Annotated in this window: 18 protein-coding genes; 11 read left to right on the forward strand and 7 right to left on the reverse strand. The window is 68.0% G+C overall.

Going from position 1 to position 18079, the window contains the following annotated elements; all coding sequences use genetic code 11:
* Positions 1-2: 2 nt before the first annotated feature.
* The 3 genes from RYM47_RS16100 (at position 3) to RYM47_RS16110 (ending at position 3331) form a co-directional block, all read left to right on the forward strand.
* Positions 3-1289, forward strand: a complete 1287-nt coding sequence (locus tag RYM47_RS16100; protein WP_315389142.1) for an FAD-binding oxidoreductase — start codon at positions 3-5, stop codon at positions 1287-1289.
* A 170-nt stretch (positions 1290-1459) separates the two neighbouring features.
* Positions 1460-2800, forward strand: coding sequence for a diguanylate cyclase (locus tag RYM47_RS16105; protein WP_315389144.1), 1341 nt, complete (start codon positions 1460-1462; stop codon positions 2798-2800).
* 69 nt (positions 2801-2869) lie between these two features.
* Entirely contained in the window at positions 2870-3331 is a 462-nt protein-coding gene (locus RYM47_RS16110) for a bacteriohemerythrin (protein WP_315389145.1), read from the forward strand.
* On the opposite strand, the gene RYM47_RS16115 is transcribed toward RYM47_RS16110, so the two are convergent.
* A complete protein-coding gene (locus RYM47_RS16115) occupies positions 3312-4607 on the reverse strand; it encodes an MFS transporter (RefSeq protein ID WP_315389147.1) in 1296 nt (431 codons plus the stop codon). The genes RYM47_RS16110 and RYM47_RS16115 overlap by 20 nt on opposite strands.
* Positions 4608-4741: 134 nt before the next feature.
* Here RYM47_RS16115 and RYM47_RS16120 point away from each other — a divergent pair, with 134 nt between their 5' ends.
* The 4 genes from RYM47_RS16120 to RYM47_RS16135 all read left to right on the forward strand — a co-directional run bounded on the left by RYM47_RS16120 (position 4742) and on the right by RYM47_RS16135 (position 8923).
* The gene (locus RYM47_RS16120) at positions 4742-6082 is read left to right on the forward strand and encodes an aspartate aminotransferase family protein (protein WP_315389149.1); all 1341 of its coding nucleotides are present in this window, start codon (positions 4742-4744) and stop codon (positions 6080-6082) included.
* A gap of 36 nt (positions 6083-6118) precedes the next feature.
* Positions 6119-6982, forward strand: a complete 864-nt coding sequence (locus RYM47_RS16125; protein WP_315389151.1) for a plasmid replication/partition related protein — start codon at positions 6119-6121, stop codon at positions 6980-6982.
* 96 nt (positions 6983-7078) lie between these two features.
* Positions 7079-8374, forward strand: a complete 1296-nt coding sequence (locus tag RYM47_RS16130; RefSeq protein WP_315389152.1) for a DUF445 family protein — start codon at positions 7079-7081, stop codon at positions 8372-8374.
* A gap of 159 nt (positions 8375-8533) precedes the next feature.
* Entirely contained in the window at positions 8534-8923 is a 390-nt protein-coding gene (locus tag RYM47_RS16135; protein WP_315389154.1) for a hypothetical protein, read from the forward strand.
* A 6-nt stretch (positions 8924-8929) separates the two neighbouring features.
* Here RYM47_RS16135 and RYM47_RS16140 read toward each other — a convergent pair whose 3' ends face one another.
* Positions 8930-10165: an aminotransferase class V-fold PLP-dependent enzyme gene (locus RYM47_RS16140; protein ID WP_315389156.1), complete on the reverse strand. Its 1236-nt coding sequence runs from the start codon at positions 10163-10165 to the stop codon at positions 8930-8932.
* 251 nt (positions 10166-10416) lie between these two features.
* Here RYM47_RS16140 and RYM47_RS16145 point away from each other — a divergent pair, with 251 nt between their 5' ends.
* The 3 genes from RYM47_RS16145 to RYM47_RS16155 are packed head-to-tail and all read left to right on the forward strand — an operon-like array spanning position 10417 to position 12703.
* A complete protein-coding gene (locus RYM47_RS16145) occupies positions 10417-10740 on the forward strand; it encodes a DUF3649 domain-containing protein (protein ID WP_315389158.1) in 324 nt (107 codons plus the stop codon).
* Entirely contained in the window at positions 10737-12377 is a 1641-nt protein-coding gene (locus RYM47_RS16150) for a PepSY-associated TM helix domain-containing protein (RefSeq protein ID WP_315389160.1), read from the forward strand. The genes RYM47_RS16145 and RYM47_RS16150 overlap by 4 nt, the downstream gene beginning before the upstream one ends.
* Entirely contained in the window at positions 12374-12703 is a 330-nt protein-coding gene (locus RYM47_RS16155) for a DUF3325 domain-containing protein (protein ID WP_315389162.1), read from the forward strand. The genes RYM47_RS16150 and RYM47_RS16155 overlap by 4 nt, the downstream gene beginning before the upstream one ends.
* A 17-nt stretch (positions 12704-12720) precedes the next feature.
* Here the strand turns inward: RYM47_RS16155 and rlmKL are convergent, their stop codons facing one another.
* The gene (rlmKL, locus tag RYM47_RS16160) at positions 12721-14865 is read right to left on the reverse strand and encodes a bifunctional 23S rRNA (guanine(2069)-N(7))-methyltransferase RlmK/23S rRNA (guanine(2445)-N(2))-methyltransferase RlmL (protein ID WP_315389164.1); all 2145 of its coding nucleotides are present in this window, start codon (positions 14863-14865) and stop codon (positions 12721-12723) included.
* 60 nt (positions 14866-14925) lie between these two features.
* Positions 14926-15462 carry a hypothetical protein gene (locus tag RYM47_RS16165; protein WP_315389165.1) on the reverse strand — a complete coding sequence of 179 codons (537 nt, stop codon included), beginning with the start codon at positions 15460-15462 and terminating at the stop codon, positions 14926-14928.
* A 57-nt stretch (positions 15463-15519) separates the two neighbouring features.
* On the opposite strand from RYM47_RS16165, the gene RYM47_RS16170 reads away from it, so the two are divergent.
* On the forward strand, positions 15520-16089 hold the full coding sequence (locus RYM47_RS16170) for an N-acetylmuramoyl-L-alanine amidase (RefSeq protein ID WP_315389167.1): 570 nt from the start codon (positions 15520-15522) through the stop codon (positions 16087-16089).
* Here the strand turns inward: RYM47_RS16170 and RYM47_RS16175 are convergent, their stop codons facing one another.
* The 3 genes from RYM47_RS16175 to RYM47_RS16185 form a co-directional block, all read right to left on the reverse strand.
* Positions 16090-16998, reverse strand: coding sequence for a sulfurtransferase (locus RYM47_RS16175; RefSeq protein ID WP_315389169.1), 909 nt, complete (start codon positions 16996-16998; stop codon positions 16090-16092). It abuts the gene before it with no gap.
* On the reverse strand, positions 16995-17777 hold the full coding sequence (locus RYM47_RS16180; protein WP_315389171.1) for a CoA pyrophosphatase: 783 nt from the start codon (positions 17775-17777) through the stop codon (positions 16995-16997). Before RYM47_RS16180 ends, RYM47_RS16175 begins: the two co-directional genes overlap by 4 nt.
* A 108-nt stretch (positions 17778-17885) precedes the next feature.
* Positions 17886-18079 (reverse strand): FKBP-type peptidyl-prolyl cis-trans isomerase (locus tag RYM47_RS16185; protein ID WP_315389173.1); only part of this gene is annotated, 194 nt, incomplete at its 5' end.

Raw genomic sequence — 18079 nt, forward strand, 5'->3', positions numbered from 1 at the left:
GGATGAGCCAGGCCGGCCTGGCCCATGCGCCCAGCTGGTACGCCGAAAGCCTGCCGGCCGAGCCGTTGCGCGCCCCACTGCGCGGCGACCAGGCCACCGATGTGTGCGTGCTCGGCGCGGGCTATACCGGCTTGTCGGCCGCCCTCTCGCTGGCCGAGCGCGGCTACCGGGTCACCGTACTGGAAGCCCACCGGGTCGGCTGGGGCGCGTCCGGCCGCAATGGCGGCCAGGCCATCGTCGGTTACGGCTGCGAGGTGGACACGCTGGAACACCTGCTCGGCCAGCCCGACGCGCGTCGCCTGTTCGATTTCTCACGTGACGGCATGGCCCTGCTGCGCCACCGCCTTCAGCACTACGCCATCGCCTGCGACTGGCGCGACGGGCACGCCAGCGTGCCGATCAATGCGCGCCAGGAGCGTGCGCTGCGCCGGGGCATGCAGGCGCTGGTGGAACGCTACGACTACCCCCTGCAGTGGTGGGACCGGCAGCAGCTGCGCGGCCAGCTCGACAGCCCGCGCTACCGGGGCGCCATGTTCGATGCGGCCAGCGGCCACCTGCAGCCATTGGCCTATGCCGTGGGACTGGCCCGCGCGGCCGAGAGCCTGGGCGTGATGATCCATGAAGCCAGCCCGGTGCAGGCACTGGTGCGCGGCAGCCGCCCGCAGTTGCACACCGCGCACGGCACGGTGACGGCGAACCAGGTGGTGATCGCCGGCAATGCCTGGCTGCAAGGCATCGCGCCGGAGCTGGAAAGCCGGATCATGCCGGTGGGCACCTACATCGGCGCCAGCGCGCCGCTGGGCGAAGCGCGCGCCCGCGCCTTGATCCGCAACGACATGGCCGTGGCCGACGTGAGCTGGGCGCTGGACTACTTCAAGCTCAGCGCCGACCACCGCCTGCTGTTCGGGGGCCGCGCCAGCTACTCGGCGCTGCCGCCCCCCAACCTGCGCGGGGTGATGACCCGGCGCATGCACCAGGTGTTTCCGCAGCTGTCCGACGTGGGCATGGATCAGGTCTGGGGCGGCTACGTGGACATCACCCGCAACCGCGCCCCGCACTGGGGCCGGCTGACCCCGAACGTTTACTTCGCACAGGGGTTCTCCGGCCATGGGGTCGCCGCCACCGGCCTGGCCGGTGCCGTCATCGCCGAGGCCATTGCCGGTCAGAACGAACGGCTGGACGTATTCGAACGCATTCCGCACAAGCGCTTCCCGGGCGGAAAGCTGCTGCGTACCCCGCTGCTGGTCGCGGCGATGTCCTGGTACAAGTTGCGGGACGTGATCGGATGAAGCGCGCCGGGCAGAGCCCGGCGCTACGCAGGCGGTTGAGGCCGGTTGGAATGTGACAGGTCGCAATTGTCCAACGACACCCACCGCACAGATCCGGACATTGCCCCTAAAGTCCGGCGTGAAGACGCCGCTATTACTTCCGACCCTCTCGGATTTCGAGCGTACGCAACATGCCGGCACTGTTTCAGGGCGCTTTGGACAGCGCCCCCGGGGAAGACCTGCCTCAGCGGATTCTGCTGGTGGAGAACTCGCGCACGTTCACCAGCATGCTCAAGGAGGCCATCGAGCAGCGGCTGGAGCTGCCGGTGTCGGTGGCGACCAGCCTGGCCGAGGCCGGGCGCCTGCTGGACGAAGAGAAGGGCTGGTTCCTGGTATTGACCGGGCTGGTCCTGGCCGACGGCGACCGCGACAAGGTGGTGGACTATTTCCTGTCGCGCGGGCTGCGTACGGTGGTGGTCAGCAGCGTGTACGACGAGGACCTGCGCAAGCGCGTGCTGCAGCAGCAGATCATCGACTACGTGCTCAAGAACACGCCGGGCAGCGTGGACTACCTGGTGTGGCTGGTGCAGCGGCTGGACCGCAACCGCCGGATCGCTGCGCTGGTGGTGGACGACTCGATGTCTGCACGCCTGTACGCCGCGTCCCTGCTGCGCATGTACGGCCATGAGGTCTACGAGGCCGCCGACGGTGCCGAAGGCCTCAAGGCCATCGAAGCGCACCCGGCCATCCGGTTGGCGGTGGTCGACCAGGAAATGCCCGGCATGGAGGGCGTGGAATTCACCCGCCGCCTGCGCACCCTGCGCTCACGCGACAAGGTGGCGGTGATCGGCATCTCCGGCAATACCGACCCTTCGCTGATCCCGCGCTTCCTGAAGAACGGGGCCAATGACTTCCTGCGCAAACCCTTCTCGCGGGAGGAATTCTTCTGCCGTGTCTCGCAGAACGTGGACCAGCTGGAGCTGATCGGCACCCTGCAGGACCTGGCCACGCGCGATTTCCTTACCGGCCTGCCTAACCGGCGCTGCTTCCTGGAGCAGAGCCAGCGGCAGTTGCCGAAGCTGGAGCTGAAGGGGGAACAGGTGGCGGTGGCGATGATCGACATCGACCACTTCAAGCACATCAACGACACCCACGGCCACGAAGCCGGAGATGACGCGCTGCGCGCGGTGGCGGCCACCGTGGCCGACCACGCGCGCGACCAGGACCTGATCGCGCGCTTCGGAGGCGAAGAGTTCTGCCTGCTGGTACCGGGGCTGGAAGAAGATGAAGCCATCGGCTACTTCGAGGTCCTGCGCCAGCGCATTGCGGCGCTGGAAGTCGACCTTGGCCACACCACCCTGCGCATGACCGTGAGCATCGGCGTGTGCTGCCTGCGCCCGGCGGGCGACGCGCTGCACGGGCTGATATCCGAGGCCGACCGCCAGCTGTACCTGGCCAAGGCGGCCGGGCGCAACCGGGTATGCAGCACCGGCGTGGCCACGGCAGCGCGCGAACCCGCGCTGGCGCTTTGATCCAGATCAACGCGGGATTGCGCCACCCTGCCTAGAGTCGTTCCCGGCACACCGCACAGGGAACGCAGCATGGCACTTCTGGTCTGGCAGGACGACCTCAACATCGGCATCGACGTGATCGATCACCAGCACATGCGGATCGTGGAGATGCTCAACCACCTGCATGTGGCGCAGACCAGCCTGCACACGCTCGCCGTGGCCGAAGTGATCGACGAGCTGGTGGACTACACCATGTCGCACTTCGCCTTCGAAGAAGAGTTGATGGAAGAAGCCGGCTATCCGTTCTGCGCCGCGCACAAGCGCGTGCACGAGATCTTCGGCAAGCGTGTCGCCGAGTACCGGTTGCGTTTCCAGGCCGGCGAAGACGTCACCGACGAACTGCGCACCATGCTCTCGCGCTGGTTGTTCAACCACATCCGCGGAGATGACAAGGCCTATGCGGAAACGGTGAAGCAGCACCTCAACCAGTTCGCCCGCGACCACCAGCAGGGCACCTGGCTGGGCCGCACGCTCAAGCGGATTTTCCGCTGAGCCGTGCCGGCCGGCCCATGGCCAGCAGCGCCAGGATGGTCACCACTGCGGTCAGGCACAGGTAGTACCCCACTGCCACCAGGCCGAAACGACCGGCCAGCCAGGTCGCCACATACGGCGCCGGCGCTGCGCCGAGGATGCCGGCCAGGTTGAACGACAGCGAGGCGCCGGTGTAGCGCACCTGCACCGGGTAGATCTCGGCCAGGAAGGTGCCGCAGGGCCCGTAGGTCAGGCCCATCAGGAACAGGCCCAACGACAGGAACGCGACCACCATCCACGGATGCCCGGCCTGGAACAGCGGGGCGAACAGCACGCCGAAACCAAGGATCAGCCCGCTGGCGACGATCATGGTGCGGCGCGTACCCCAGCGGTCGCCGTACTTCGCCGACAGCGGGATGCCGGCGGCGAAGAACAGGATGCCGACCATCTGCAGCAGCAGGAACTGCTCGCGGCTGTAGCCGAGCACCGTGGTGCCATAGCCCAAGGTGAACACCGTCATCAGGTAGAACAGCACGAAGGTGGCAAACGCGCCCAGCGTGCCCAGCAGCAGCGTGCGCGGGTGGTGGCGCAGCACCGTCCACATCGGCAGGCGCACGCGCTCGTTGCGGTCCAGCGCGGCCTGGAACTGCGGGGTCTCGTGGATGTTCAATCGCACCCACAAACCGACCGCGACCAGCAGCGAGCTGGCCAGGAACGGCACGCGCCAGCCCCATTGCAGGAAGTCGGCGTCGCTCATGGCGCGGCCGAGCAGCAGGAAGATGCCGGCCGACAGCAGGAAGCCCAGCGGCGCACCCAGCTGCGGGAACATGCCGTACCAGGCACGCTTGCCGGGCGGCGCGTTCTCGGTGGCCAGCAGCACCGCCCCACCCCACTCGCCCCCCAGCCCCAGCCCCTGGCCGAACCGGCACAGCGCCAGCAGCGCCGGCGCGACCAGCCCGATGCTGGCATGCGTGGGCAGCAGGCCGATCGCCACCGTGGACACACCCATGGTCAACAGCGCCGCGACCAGCGTGGCCTTGCGGCCGATCCGATCGCCGTAGTGGCCGAACACCGCAGAACCCACCGGCCGCGCGATGAACGCCACTGCGAACGTCGCCAGCGACTGCAGCAGGGCCGCGCCTTCGCTGCTGTCGGGGAAAAACAGGTGCGGGAACACCAGCACCGCCGCCGTGGCGTAGATGTAGAAGTCGAAGAACTCGATGGTGGTGCCGATCAGGCTGGCCAGCAGCACACGGCGAGGCGAATTGACGACAGGTGCAGCGGCGGAAGTGGACATCGTTCACGGGCGAAAGGATCAGCTGCCCGATTCTGCCACGGGCATGCCGCGCAGCGGCGGCATGGTTGCAACCGTGACGGTTGCCTCCCTCGGGCTGCGCTACATTGCGGTCATCCGGAACCACGGGGTTGCCCATGCCACGCACCGACATGCCACGCACCAGCCGGCCGCACTCGCTGGACGCCTGGTGGATGCCGTTCACCGCCAACCGCCAGTTCAAGGCCGCACCGCGCCTGCTGGTGCGCGCCGAGGGCATGTACTACCACGACGCAGACGACCGGCCGATCCTGGACGGTGCCGCCGGGTTGTGGTGCTGCAACGCCGGGCATGCGCGGCCGCGCATCGTGCAGGCGATCCAGCAGCAGGCCGCCACGCTGGACTTTGCCCCACCGTTCCAGATGGGCTCCCCGCTGCCGTTCGCATTGGCCGAACGCCTGGCCGCGCTGGCGCCCGGGCCGTTGAACCATGCGTTCTTCACCAATTCCGGGTCCGAAGCGGTGGATACGGCGATGAAGATCGTGCTCGGCTACCACCGCCTGCGCGGTGAAGGCCAGCGTACCCGCTTCATCGGCCGCGAGAAGGCGTACCACGGGGTCGGTTTCGGCGGCCTGTCGATTGGCGGGCTGCCCAACAACCGCAAGGGCTTCGGCCCATTGTTGGCCGGCAGCGACTTCCTGCGCCATACCCTGGATCTGTCGCGGAATGCGTTCAGCCCCGGCCTGCCGCGCCACGGCGCCGAACTGGCCGAGGACCTGGAGCGGCTGATCGCGCTGCACGATGCCTCCACCATTGCCGCCGTGTTCGTCGAACCCATCGCCGGCTCGGCCGGGGTGATCCTGCCGGCGCCGGGCTATCTGCAGCGCCTGCGCGAGATCTGCGACCAGCACGGCATCCTGCTGGTATTCGACGAGGTCATCACCGGTTTCGGCCGGGTCGGAAACGCCTTTGGCGCCCAGCGTTTCGGCGTCACCCCGGACCTGCTGACGATGGCCAAGGGACTGACCAACGGCGCGGTGCCGATGGGCGCGGTGCTGGTCGCCGATGCCATCCACGATGCCTACATGCAGGGCCCGCCGGGCGCGATCGAGCTGTTCCATGGCTATACGTATTCGGGACACCCGCTCGCCTGCGCGGCGGCGTTGGCGGCGCTGGACACCTATGCGGCCGAAGGTCTGTTCGACCGCGCCATCGAGCTCGGCGAGTACTGGCAGACCCGGCTGCACAGCCTGCGCGGGCTGCCGAACGTGGTGGACATCCGCAACTTCGGGCTGATCGGCGCGGTCGAGCTGGCCCCACGCAAGGGCGCGCCGGGCAGCCGCGGCTACGAGGTGTTCGAGCGCTGCTTCCGCGACGGGCAGCTGCTGGTGCGCTGCACCGGTGATGTGATCGCCCTGTCGCCGCCATTGATCATCGAGCGCGACCAGATCGACCGGATCGTCGACGTGCTCGGCGAGATGATCCGCGCCACCGGTTGATAGAATGGCGGGTCATTACCCGCCGCCCCGGATTGCATGGACATCGTCGTCAAAGAAGAACTCAAGGCCTACATCGATCCGCTCACTGCCGACGAACACGAGGCCCTGGAGCGCAGCATCCTGGCGGAGGGCTGCCGCGACGCGCTGGTGCTGTGGAACGACGTGCTGGTGGACGGGCACAACCGCTTCGGCATCTGCCAGAAGCACGGCCTGCCATTCCAGACGGTGCAGAACACCCGCTTCCAGTCGATGGACGACGTGCACCTGTGGATGATCGAACAGCACCTGGGCCGGCGCAGCGTTTCCGACTTCCAGCGCGGCGTGCTGGCGCTGCGCAAACGCGACATCCTGGCCGAGCGCCACCGCGCCGACCAGGCCCAGCTGCAGCGCGAAAGCGACGGCGAGATCGCCGATGCCACCCCCGAGGGCGATGAAGACAGCCCGCCGTGGGCGCCGGCTCCCAAGGTCAGCCGTGCCGACATGGCGCGCGAGGCGCGGCTGAGCAGCAGCCAGGTCACGATGATCGAACGCATCCACAAGCAGGCGGCGCCGGAACTGGTGGAGGCGGTCAAGAGCGGCGTCATTTCGATCAGCGCGGCGGCGGCGGTGGCCGACCTGCCGGAAGAAGAACAGCGCGCGGCGGCGGTGGCCGGCAAGGACGAATTGAAGCAGGCCGCCAAGCGCGTGCGCGAGGCCAAGCGCAAGCCGCGCAAGCCGGTGCAGGAGGTGCTGCACAGCGCCGACGGCGAGCTGGAGGTGGATGCGAGCCGGGAGGCGGAGATCGCCGACGCGCTGGCTTCGCTGGGTGAAGGCCCGGCCGAGCTCCGCCAGCGGATCATCGCGCTGACGCTCGAAAACGACGCACTGAAGCGCCAATTGGCGGCGCTTCGCGCGGCGTAACCCCGACTGCGCTGGAGCCCGTAGAGCCGGGCAGAGCCCGGCTCTCCCCCCTGCTGCGTCAAGCGTTGATCATGTGCCTGTCGATAGACTGGGCACATGAATTCGTCCGCTACCACCGTAGACCCCCGCCGCGCCCAGCTGCGGCGCCTGAAGGGCATCGCCCTGCTGATGCTGGCCGCGATGCTGGCCGGCTTCATCGTCAGCCACCTCAATGGCGAGCGCGGGATCTGGGCCTGGGTGTCGGCGTTCTGCGAGGCGGCCGCCGTGGGCGCGCTGGCCGACTGGTTCGCGGTCGTGGCCCTGTTCCGCCGCCCGCTGGGGCTGCCGATTCCGCACACGGCGATCATTCCGCGCAGCAAGGCACGCATTGCCGACAGCCTGGCGGTGTTCGTGCGCGACCAGTTCCTGGAACCGCAGGCGCTGCTGGCCCGGTTGCAGGTGTTCGACCCGGCGAGTCGGCTGGGCAGCTGGCTGGCCGATCCGGCACGCTCGCGGCTGCTGGCCGACATGGCGCGAGGCTGGGCACTGCAGGCGCTGGATTTTTTGGACGAGGCGGCGGTCCGGCGCAGCATCCAGGGCTTCGTGGTGGAGCAGCTGCGGCAGTGGAATGCCGCCGCCACCGCCGGCGAACTGCTGGGCCTGCTTACCGCCGACAACCGCCACCAGCGGGTGTTGGACGAAGGCCTGAACCGGATCAGCCAGTGGATGGACAACGAGGCGGTGAAGCAACGCGCCTCCGAGCTGATCGTCCGCTACATCCAGCGCGAGTGGCCGAAGCTGGCCAGCACGGTGAACTGGGTCAAGCCGATCGACGAAATCGGCGACAGCCTGGCCGAGCGCATGGCGCATGCGGTGCTGGCCGAACTGCAGCAGATCCTGGCCGAGCCGGAGCACCCGCTGCGCAGGGACTATGAGGTGTGGCTGGGCGACTACATCCAGCGCCTGCGCCACGACCCCGCACTGGCCGAAAAAGTTGAACAGCTCAAGCAGCAGGTGATCGACCACCCGGCCGTGCAGGACTACGTGCAGGGCCTGTGGGCGCGCATCCACGCCAGCCTGCGGGCGGACCTGTCCAGCGAGGACTCGGCCCTGGCCGGGCACCTGCGGCGCAGCCTGGCCAAGGTTGGGCAGGCGCTGCAGGACGACCCTTCGCTGCGCGAGGCCTTGAACCAACACCTGATGGACGGCGCCGAGCGCCTCACCAGCCGGCTGCGCGAGGGCGTGACCACGCATATCGCGCAGACCGTGAAGGGGTGGGACGAGCGGCACCTGGTGGAACAGCTGGAGCTGAGCGTGGGCCGGGATCTGCAGTTCATCCGCTTCAACGGCACCCTGGTGGGTGGGTTGATCGGACTGCTGCTGCATGCGTTGACGGTGTGGATGCAGTGGTAGGCGCCGAGGTGCGCAGCCACGCAGGGCGTGGCTCTATCGTGGTGGGGTCGAAGCGACCCTAAGGTTGACAGTTTGACCGGGTGTTTTTGCGACGGGGTTCGCGTATTCTGCCGCGCATTCAGGGCTGGAGTGGCCCGTCCGGGGGGAATGATGCGAAGGATGATCGTGACGCTGGCGCTGTGTGCGTTGGCCGGGAATGCCCACGCCGGGCGGGTGTACAAATGCGCGGTCGGCGGCCAGACCGTATACCAGACCGTGCCCTGCGCGCCTGAACATGACACCGGCGTGACCCGGCCGATCACCCGGGATCCGAAGCTGAGCTGGGAAGAGCGGAACCGCGCCCAGCGCGAGCTCTACGACGCGCGCCGCCGCATGCAGGCCGACGCCGGCCGCAACCAACCGCCGGTACGCGGCACCGTGATCGACGGCGCGGCAGACCCCGAGCACTGCCAGGAGCTGCGCTCCCGTCGCGAGTTCGGCGAAGCCTTCGGCCGCCCCATCCCCGAAAGCATGAACGGCGAGATCGCCAAGGCCTGCGCTTCGCGCTGAACCGCCCTACTTCGTCACGGCCCGGATGGCCTCCACCAGCGCCTGCATCTGTGCGGGCGTGCTGAAAATGCCGGGGGTGACGCGGATGCAGGCGCCGGAGGCCAGGCCTTCGCGGGCTACGACGAACACGCCGGACTGCTGCAGCATGCGTTCCGCAGTGGCGGTGTTCGCGTCCATGTCGTACTGCCCGCGCAGCCGGAAGGCGGCGATGGCGCTGGACAGGCGCGGGTCGGGGGAGGTCAACAGCTGGATGCGCGGGTCGTCGCGCAGCGCGTCGAGCCACTGGTTGCGCAGGCGCAGCAGGCGCGCACGCTTGTTGGCCACCCCAATGCGTTCATGCAACGCCAGCGCGACAGGCAATGCCAGGAAGGTCGCGAAATTGACCGTGCCGGTGTGCACGCGAGAGTCGATATGGCCGGTTTCCGCCTCGCCCATGTACGGGTCGATGTCGTCCAGGCGACCGCGCCGGATGTAAACCGCTCCCGCTCCGACCGGCGCACCTATCCATTTGTGCAGGTTGATGCCGATGAAATCGACATCGAGATCGCGCAGCGGCGTGTCGACCTGGCCGATGCCGTGCGCGGCATCCAGCACCACGTCCGCGCCCGCGCCGCGTGCAAGCGCGCTGATTTCGGCGACGGGCAGCAGCAGGCCGTGGCGGTGGCTGACCTGGGTCAGCAGTAGCAGCCGCGTGCGCGGGTGCTGCTCCAGCGCGCTTCGGTAGGTCTCCACGATGCTGTCATGGTCGAACGGCTCGGGGAGTTCAATGCGCTGCACGGTCACGCCACGCCGCGCCTGCAGCCACTCCATCGCCGTGATCATGCTGGGGTAGTCGGTGTCGGCATACAGCACCGTGTCGCCGGGCTGCAGATTGCGGTAGCCACTGATCAGGATCTGCATCGCTTCGGTCGCGCCGCGGGTCAGCGCGATCTCGTCGCTGTCCACGCCCAGTGTCTGCGCCAACTGCGCGCGTGCCTGCTCGAACAGCCCCGGGAAGGTACGCCGGCCGAACCACGCATTGTCCCGGTTCACCAGCGCCGTGCCGTGCTCGAACGCCTCCTGCACCGGCCGTGCCATGGAACCCCAGTAGCCGTTGTCGAGCATGACCACGTCGTCGGTGAGGTCGTACAGATCCCTGACCTTCGCCCACCAGTTGTCATCGGCCGCCAGTTCCGCCGGATCGCGACCGACTGGATAAGGCAGGGCTTCCAGCGCGAGGGTGCGTGCGTCTGCTTTGTTCATGTTCCCAGTATCGCAGGTGCGGTAGCTGGAACGGATCTCGGACGACACCCATCGACCTTGCCGAAGAGAATGATAATGACTATCATTCACGGGCTGAAGGCTTGCCCGAACCCGTTGTGGACGCGTCGGGAAAAGACGATATCTAGGGATACCCCCGCCCCGTGCGGCGGCTTGGCCACGGATGGCCACCCTCTCCTGTCACCGGCTTTGGCCGGTGACGTCCGTTGTTGGATTCGACATTGCAGGTTTTCGTGGACAGCACGCCAGTTGCCAGCGGGATCAGCCGCTTCGGTGGATTCTTCGCCCGCCCCTGGCTGGGCGTACTCTCGCGCTCGCTGGCCGCCATCGTCGGTGGCTACGCACTGGCCGCGACCTGTGCGATGTTCTTTGCCGTGGCCCTGCCGATCGCACGCGCGCAAGCGGTACTGACCGGCATGCTGGTGGCCATCGTGCTGTGCGCCTGCGCGGCGCTGTGGGCGTTTGCCACCCGCACTGCACTGCGCGCGTGGATCGGGATCGCCACGCCCGCCGCGCTGTTCTGGCTGGGCACGCTGGCCATGGGAGCGCGCGCATGAAGAACGGATTCCGCCAGTCCATGGCGTGGCTGCATACCTGGACCGGCCTGCTGGTCGGCTGGCTGCTGCTGCTGATCTTCATGGCCGGTACCGCAAGTTACTACCGCGAGGAAATCAGCCGCTGGATGCGCCCGGAACTGCCGCGCAGCAGCGTCAGCAACGAGGTCGCCGCCGAGCGCGCGATCACTTTCCTGCAGCACAAGGCGCCGCAGGCCGAAAGCTGGAACGTGACCCTGCCCGACCCGCGCAACCCGGCGATGCGCATGTTCTGGCGCAACCCCGAGTCAATGGTGAAGCCACCGGTGGAAGGCGAAAAGCGCCGTCGTGGCGGCGGCCGCTTCGGCGATGCAACGGTGGACCCGGCCAGCGGCGAGGAAGTGGCGGCGCGCGAAACGCGCGGCGGCGACTTCTTCTACCGGCTGCATTTCGACCTGCACTACATTCCGGTGCTGTGGGCGCGCTACCTGGTGGGGTTCTGCGCGATGTTCATGCTGGTGGCGATCATCACCGGCGTGATCACCCACAAGAAGATCTTCAAGGACTTCTTCACCTTCCGGCCTGAAAAGGGCCTGCGTTCGTGGCTGGACTTCCACAACGTCAGTGCGGTGATGGCGCTGCCCTACCACGCGATGATCACCTACACCGGGATCGTCACGCTGATGTTCATGTACCTGCCGCAGGGCGTGAGCGTCGCCTATCCCAAGGACGAAGACGCGTTCTTCAGCGAGGCATTCGCGCGCCTGGCCGATCCTGCCGAGCCTGCCGCGGGCAGCGCCCCGTCGCTGCCGATCCAGCAGCTGCTGGACAGCGCACGGGCCGAGTGGAAGGGCGCGCAGGTCAGCGGCTTCACCGTGTTCCATCCGGGCGCGGCCAACGCCGTGATCGACATCTACCAGCGCGACGGCAAGCGCCTGTCGATCGATACGCCGTCGCTGCGCTACAACGCAGTGACCGGCGCGCTGGTGGAACACAGCCCGGTGCCGGGCGGCGCCACCCACACGCGCGGGGTGATGTACGGGCTGCACCTGGCCCGGTTCGCGGACTGGGGACTTCGCGCCCTGTTCTTCCTGTCCGGGCTGGTCGGCTGCCTGATGGTGGCCAGCGGCGTGGTGCTGTGGGCGGTCAAAGAGCGTCCCAAGCACGCCAAGAGCGGTCGCATCGGCTTTGGCCTGCGCCTGGTGGATGCACTCAACATCGGCGCGGTGGCCGGCCTGCCGATCGCCTTTGCCGCCTACTTCTGGGGTAACCGCCTGTTGCCGGTGCAGATGGCCGAACGTTCCGATGCCGAAGCCAGCGTCTTCTTCTACGCGTGGGGCGCCGCGCTGCTTGCCGCCTTCGTCTGGCCCAAACGGATGATGTGGGCGTGGCAGCTGTACCTGGGCGCCGCGTTGTTCGCGCTGATCCCACTGCTCAATGCACTCACCACGCACGCGCACCTGGGCGTGACCCTGCGCAACGGCGACTGGGTGCTGGCCGGGTTCGACCTGGTGATGCTCGCCTTCGGCGCGATGCTGGCGTACTGCGGGCTGCGCATGCAGCGCTGGCAACCGGCGCTGAGCGCGGCGGAGAAGAAGAAGCGCCAGATGGCGGCCGCTGCAGCGGTTGCTTCGGCAAAGACCGCAGAGGCGAGCGCATGATGCTGCTGGCGATCACGGTGAGCTTCTCCGCGTTCACCGCGCTGTCGCTGGCGATGGAGAAGCACCAGTTGGAACTGCACGGCAAGGCGCATGCCGGTCCGGCACGCATGCGGCTATGGCGCTGGCTGGGCTGGGCGTTGCTGGCTGCGGCCTTTGGCATCTGCGTGGCCGACCATGGCTGGGCTGCGGGTCCGGTGTTGTGGCTGGGCGCGATGACGATCAGCGGCGTGCTGATCGCCTTCGGCCTGTACCCGTGGCGGCCGCGGTGGATCGCACCGTTGGCGTGGGTGCTGCCGGTGGTCGGTGTGATCAGCGCGGTGGCTTGACACCGCGCGGCAATCCATCAGGCGCCGTAGCGCCTGAGTTCCCACGCTCGGTGGATGCGCGGATTCCGCTCGAAATCGTCACCGATGGTGTCGGCGGAAATCTCGCGGCACTCGGCAAATTCCTTGATCGCTTCCTCATCCAGCTTGAAGCGGCGGAAATTGTTCGAGAAGTACAGCACGCCTTCCGGGCTCAACCGCGCCACGGCCGCACGCAGCAGACGCACATGTTCGCGCTGCACGTCGAAGTCCTCGGCGCGGGCCGAGTTGGAGAAGGTCGGCGGGTCGCAGAAGATCACGTCGAAGCGGTGCCGCTCCGCTTCAAGCCATGCCAATGCGTCGGCCTGGATCAGCTGATGCTGGCTGCCGCCCTTGCCGTTCAGCGCCAGGTTGTCGGCGCACCACTGCAGGTAGGTACCGGACAGGTCCACGCTGGTCGTGGAGGCCGCGCCGGCCACTGCGGCCTGCACGCTGGCCACGCCGGTGTAGCAGAACAGGTTGAGGAACCGCTTGCCCTGCGCTTCCTTGGCCATGTGCCAGCGCAGCGGCCGGTGGTCGAGGAACAGGCCGGTATCCAGATAATCGAACAGGTTGACCCGCAGCAGCGCGTCGTTCTCGCGCACGAGTACGAAGTCGCCACGCTGTTCAAAGCGGCCGTACTTGCTGCCGCCCTTGCCGCGTTCGCGCGACTTCAGCGCGACCTGCTCGGCCGGCACCTGGAACACCTCGCGCGCGGCCGACAACAGTTCATTGCGGCGACGGCGCACGTCGACGTCGGGAATGGTGGCGGGTGCCGCATATTCCTGCACATGCAGGAAGGTACGCCCGGCGCCGCCATCCTCTTCGTACACGTCGATGGCAGCGGCGTACTCGGGCAGGTCGGCGTCGTAGACGCGGTAGCAGGTGACCTGCTCGCGCGCCTTCCAGGTCTTGAACTTGCGGATGTTCTTGCGCAGGCGGTTGGCCACCATCTGCGCGCCTTCGCTGAGCTCGCGCGGCTGGCCGGTGTTCTCGCGCTGCGGCACCGAGATCGGGTCGCACACGATCAGCGCGCATTCGATCGCGCCGTTGAACAGCTGGTATTTCTTGTTGGCGCGCAGGCCGGTGGCGAAGGCCAGTTCGGCGCTGCCGCACAGCAGGCTCGCCCGCCACTGCGGCACCGCGCGCTTGAGTGCGTCGCCGAGCCGGCGGTACAGGACCGCATCTGCGGCCAGGCGCTCGTCGTACGGCGGGTTGCAGACCACGCAGCCGGTTTCCTGCGGCGGCACCTGCACGTCGGCCACGTCACGCACGCCGAACCAGATCGCCTCGGCAACGCCGGCGGTCTCCGCGTTTTCCTTGGCCGCACGGATCGCATGCGGGTCGATGTCGCTGCCATGGATGACCTGCTTGAGCGCGGCGCGGCCGGCCTGTTCCCGGCTGCGCGCGTCGGCCATCAGGCCGTTCCAGGCCTCACGGTCGAAGCCCAGCCAGCGACTCGGCGGAATGCTGCCGTGGCGCTGCAGGCCCGGGGCGACGTCGGCCGCCATCAGCGCGCCTTCGATCAGCAGCGTGCCGCTGCCGCACATCGGGTCCAGCAGTCCGCCGCCTTCGGCATGGATCTTCGGCCAGTTGGCGCGCATCAGTACCGCCGCCACCAGGTTTTCCTTCAGCGGGGCTTCGTTCTGCGCCATGCGCCAGCCGCGCCGGTGCATCGGACCGCCGCCGAGGTCGATGGAGATCGAGGCGCGGCCCTTGCGCAGCGAGAGGTTGATGCGCACGTCGGGGAACTCGGTATTCACCGACGGCCGTTCCAGGCCCTGCGCACGCAGGCTGTCGACCACGCCGTCCTTGACCCGCTGCGCGGCGAAACGCGCGTGGGTGATCTCGGTGCCGGACACATGCGCGTCGACCGACAGGGTCAGTTCCGGGCTGATGTGCTGGTGCCAGGGCATCGACGACACGCCCTGGTACAGCGAGCCTTCGTCCGGGCAGTCGAACTCGGCCAGCGGCCACAGCACCCGGCTGGCCAGGCGCGACCACAGCACCACCTTCAGCGCCTGCGGCAGGTCGCCTTCGGCGTTGACGCCGGAAATGGTGGCAGTAGCGCGCGGCAGGCCCAGCGCCAGCAGTTCGTCGGCAAGCAGGTATTCCAGGCCCTTGGCGCAGGAAACAAAGAATTTCACGGAATCAGGTTCGGCAGGTCAGCGGACCGGCCATTGTACGTGACCGTGGCCAAACCACCCTCACGGACCGGGGAGAGCTTTCAACAGCTCTTCGAACGCCCGGGCCGAAGCATCTACATGATTCTCCAGGCGATGCCCGTCTTCGACCAGCAGCAGCCGGGCCGAGCGCGCCTGGGCCCAGGCGATGACCTCGGCGGCCGGGATCAGCTCGTCCTGCCAGGCGTGGACCACGCTGGTCGGGACCGGCGCTGCATCCAGCAGCGGCATCGGCCCCATCCGGGTCGGCGGCACCATCAGGAACAGGCCACGGGTCGGCACCTGCAGCGAGGCGATGGCCGAAATGTAGGCCCCCAGCGACGAGCCGGCCAGCACCACCGGCCCCTGCGCGGCGGCCGCACGGGCCCGCTCCACCAGGCGCTGCAGGCGGGCCGGGACATCGCCCACGCTGCTGACCTGGCGCATTGCGTCCAGGTCGGTGTAATCGGGACGTTCGTGGGACCAGCCCAGGCGCTCGGCCACATCGGCCAGTGCGGTGACCTTGGTGGCATCGGGGCCGCTTTCAAAGCCATGGGACAGGATGCAGTGGCCGCGGCTCATGCAGCCACCGGGCGGAAATCGATGTAAGCGCTCATCCCTGAATGCTAGCATCGGCACATGCCCGAACGTGCCCCACCCCGGATCGACCTGCAGCCGCTGCCTTACGTGGCGCAGCTGGGCGAGCGCGCGCCGGACCAGATCGATCTGGTGGTGATCCACTGCACCGAATTGCCGGACCTGGAGATGGCCCGCAGTTACGGCGAGCGGGTGCTGTACGACAGCGGCAGCGGCAACAGCGGGCATTACTACATCGACCGCGACGGCAGCATCGTGCAGTACGTTCCGGTCGAACGCGTGGCCCATCATGTGAGCGGCTACAACCCGCGCTCCATCGGCATCGAGCTGGTCAACAGCGGACGCTATCCGCACTGGCTGGACTCGCGCCACCAGGAAATGTCCGAGTCTTACCCGGACGTGCAGATCGCCGCACTGATCGACCTGCTGCAACACCTGTGCATTACCCTGCCGGGCCTGCGCCACATCGCCGGGCATGAAACGCTCGACACGCGCCTGGAACCGGCTAGCGACGACCCCGAACGCCGAGTGGCGCGCAAACGCGACCCCGGCCCGTTGTTCCCGTGGCCGCGGGTGTTGGCGGCGGTGGCTCTGGAGCCGTTGGGCCCGTGATCAGCTGCCGGTCGCGACCGGCCGCGAGGAATCGCCTACCCACCCGCTCCACGAATCGGCGTACACGCGTGCGCCGTGCAGCCCAGCCACTTCCATCGCCAGCAGCAGGTGGCAGGCGGTCACGCCCGAACCGCACATCACTACAACCTGGCTCGGATCCTGGGTGCCAATCAACGGCCGCAATGCGGCCTGCAGTTCTGCCGCCGGGCGCAGTCGGCCTTCGTGGACATTCAGCCCGAAGGGACGATTGACTGCGCCGGGCACGTGCCCGGCCACCGGGTCCAGCGGCTCCACTTCGCCCCGGAAACGTTCGCCGGCGCGGGCGTCCAGCAACCAGCCCGGCGCGTGCTTCAGCCGTGCGGCGATTTCTTCCACCGACGCGACCTGGGCGGTGTCGAACCGGCCCGGGTACGGCGGCAGCACGGTCACCTGGGGCAGGTCCGTATCCAGCGGCAGACCCGCCGCCTGCCAGGCGGCCACGCCGCCATCCAGCACCGCGACCCGGGTGTGCCCGATCAGCCGCAGCAGCCACCACGCACGCGCGGCGGCCATGCTGCCATCGCCGCCGTCGTACACCACCACCTGGGTCTCCGGACCGATGCCCCAGCGCCCCAGCGTGGCGGCGAACACATCGCTGTCGGGCAGCGGGTGACGGCCATGGCCGACCCGGTCCATGTCGGCCAGGTCGCGATTGAGATCGGCCTGCAGCGCGCCGGGCAGGTGCCCCTGTGCGTAGGCCTGCGCGCCCGACTGCGGATCGGCCAGCGAAAAGCGCGCATCCAGCAGGCGCGGCGACGCACTGGCGGTGGCGCGCGCGTCGAGCAGGCGGGTGTCGGCCTGCCGCAGTGCGTTCGACAAGGTCGCCACGTCGACCAGGGTGGTCCAGGATTGCGGATGCGAGGCAGTCATTCGAGTTGCTCCAGGCGGCGGCGCAGGTTGTACAGGATGGCGGCGGTCGCGCCCCAGATCCGCTGGCCGGGCCAGCCGTATTCCAGCACATGCCGGATCCGGCCGCGGTGGTCGATCTCGACCTGGTGCAGGTTGGCCGGATCCATAAGGTAATCGAACGGCACTTCGAAGACTTCGGCCACTTCATCGGGTTGCGGCACCGCCACGAAGCTTGGGTCGATCACCGCCACCACCGGCATCACCCGGTATCCGGTGATGGTCACGAAGGGATCAAGGTAGCCCAGCACCTGCACCTGGTCGTGCTGCAGGGCGATTTCCTCGTTGCTTTCGCGGATCGCGGCGGCCACCGCGTCGCGGTCATCGGGCTCCTGGCGTCCGCCAGGAAAGCCGACCTGGCCGCCGTGCTGGCGAAGGGTGTCGGTGCGCCGGGTCAGCAGCACCTGCGCGCCACTGGCACGCGGAATGATGCCCGCCAGCACCGCCGCTTCCACCGGCGGTCCCGGCGGCAGCAGGTCGGCCAGCTCGCTGCGGTTCCAGCCGTCGCCACCGGGCGGCGCATCCAGCGGGTGCAGTGCACGCAGCAGGCGCTCGTGCGCGGCCAGCGAGCTGCCCAGCGATTGCCGCAGTTGTTCGCGCAGCGGCAATACCTGCTGGATGACGTGTTCCTGTTCGTGTCGGCTCATGGTCGACCAGCGGGTGATTTCATCCACGTTGCGCAGACAGCCGCCGCACAGGCCGGCGCGGTCGAGCGCGCAGATTCCGATGCAGGGACTGGGCATGGCATGGGGGGAATGTTCCGGATAGTGCACGGGGCAACAGTAACGCGAATCCAGAAACAAAAAACGCGCCGATGTTTCCATCGACGCGCTTTCTGTTTTCAACTTATCTTACTTGACGCTGATCAGCTTGATTTCAAACTGCACGGCCACGTTCGGCGGGAACGGGGTGCGCGGGTCGGCACCGTAAGCCTGTTCCGGCGGGAGGGTGACTTCCCACTTGGAACCGGCCGGCATCTGCAGCAGCACTTCGCGCATGGCCTTCATTTCGACTTCGCTGACCTTGATCGACGGAATCTGCTGGG

Source organism: uncultured Stenotrophomonas sp. (assembly GCF_963519125.1).
GTDB lineage: Bacteria > Pseudomonadota > Gammaproteobacteria > Xanthomonadales > Xanthomonadaceae > Stenotrophomonas.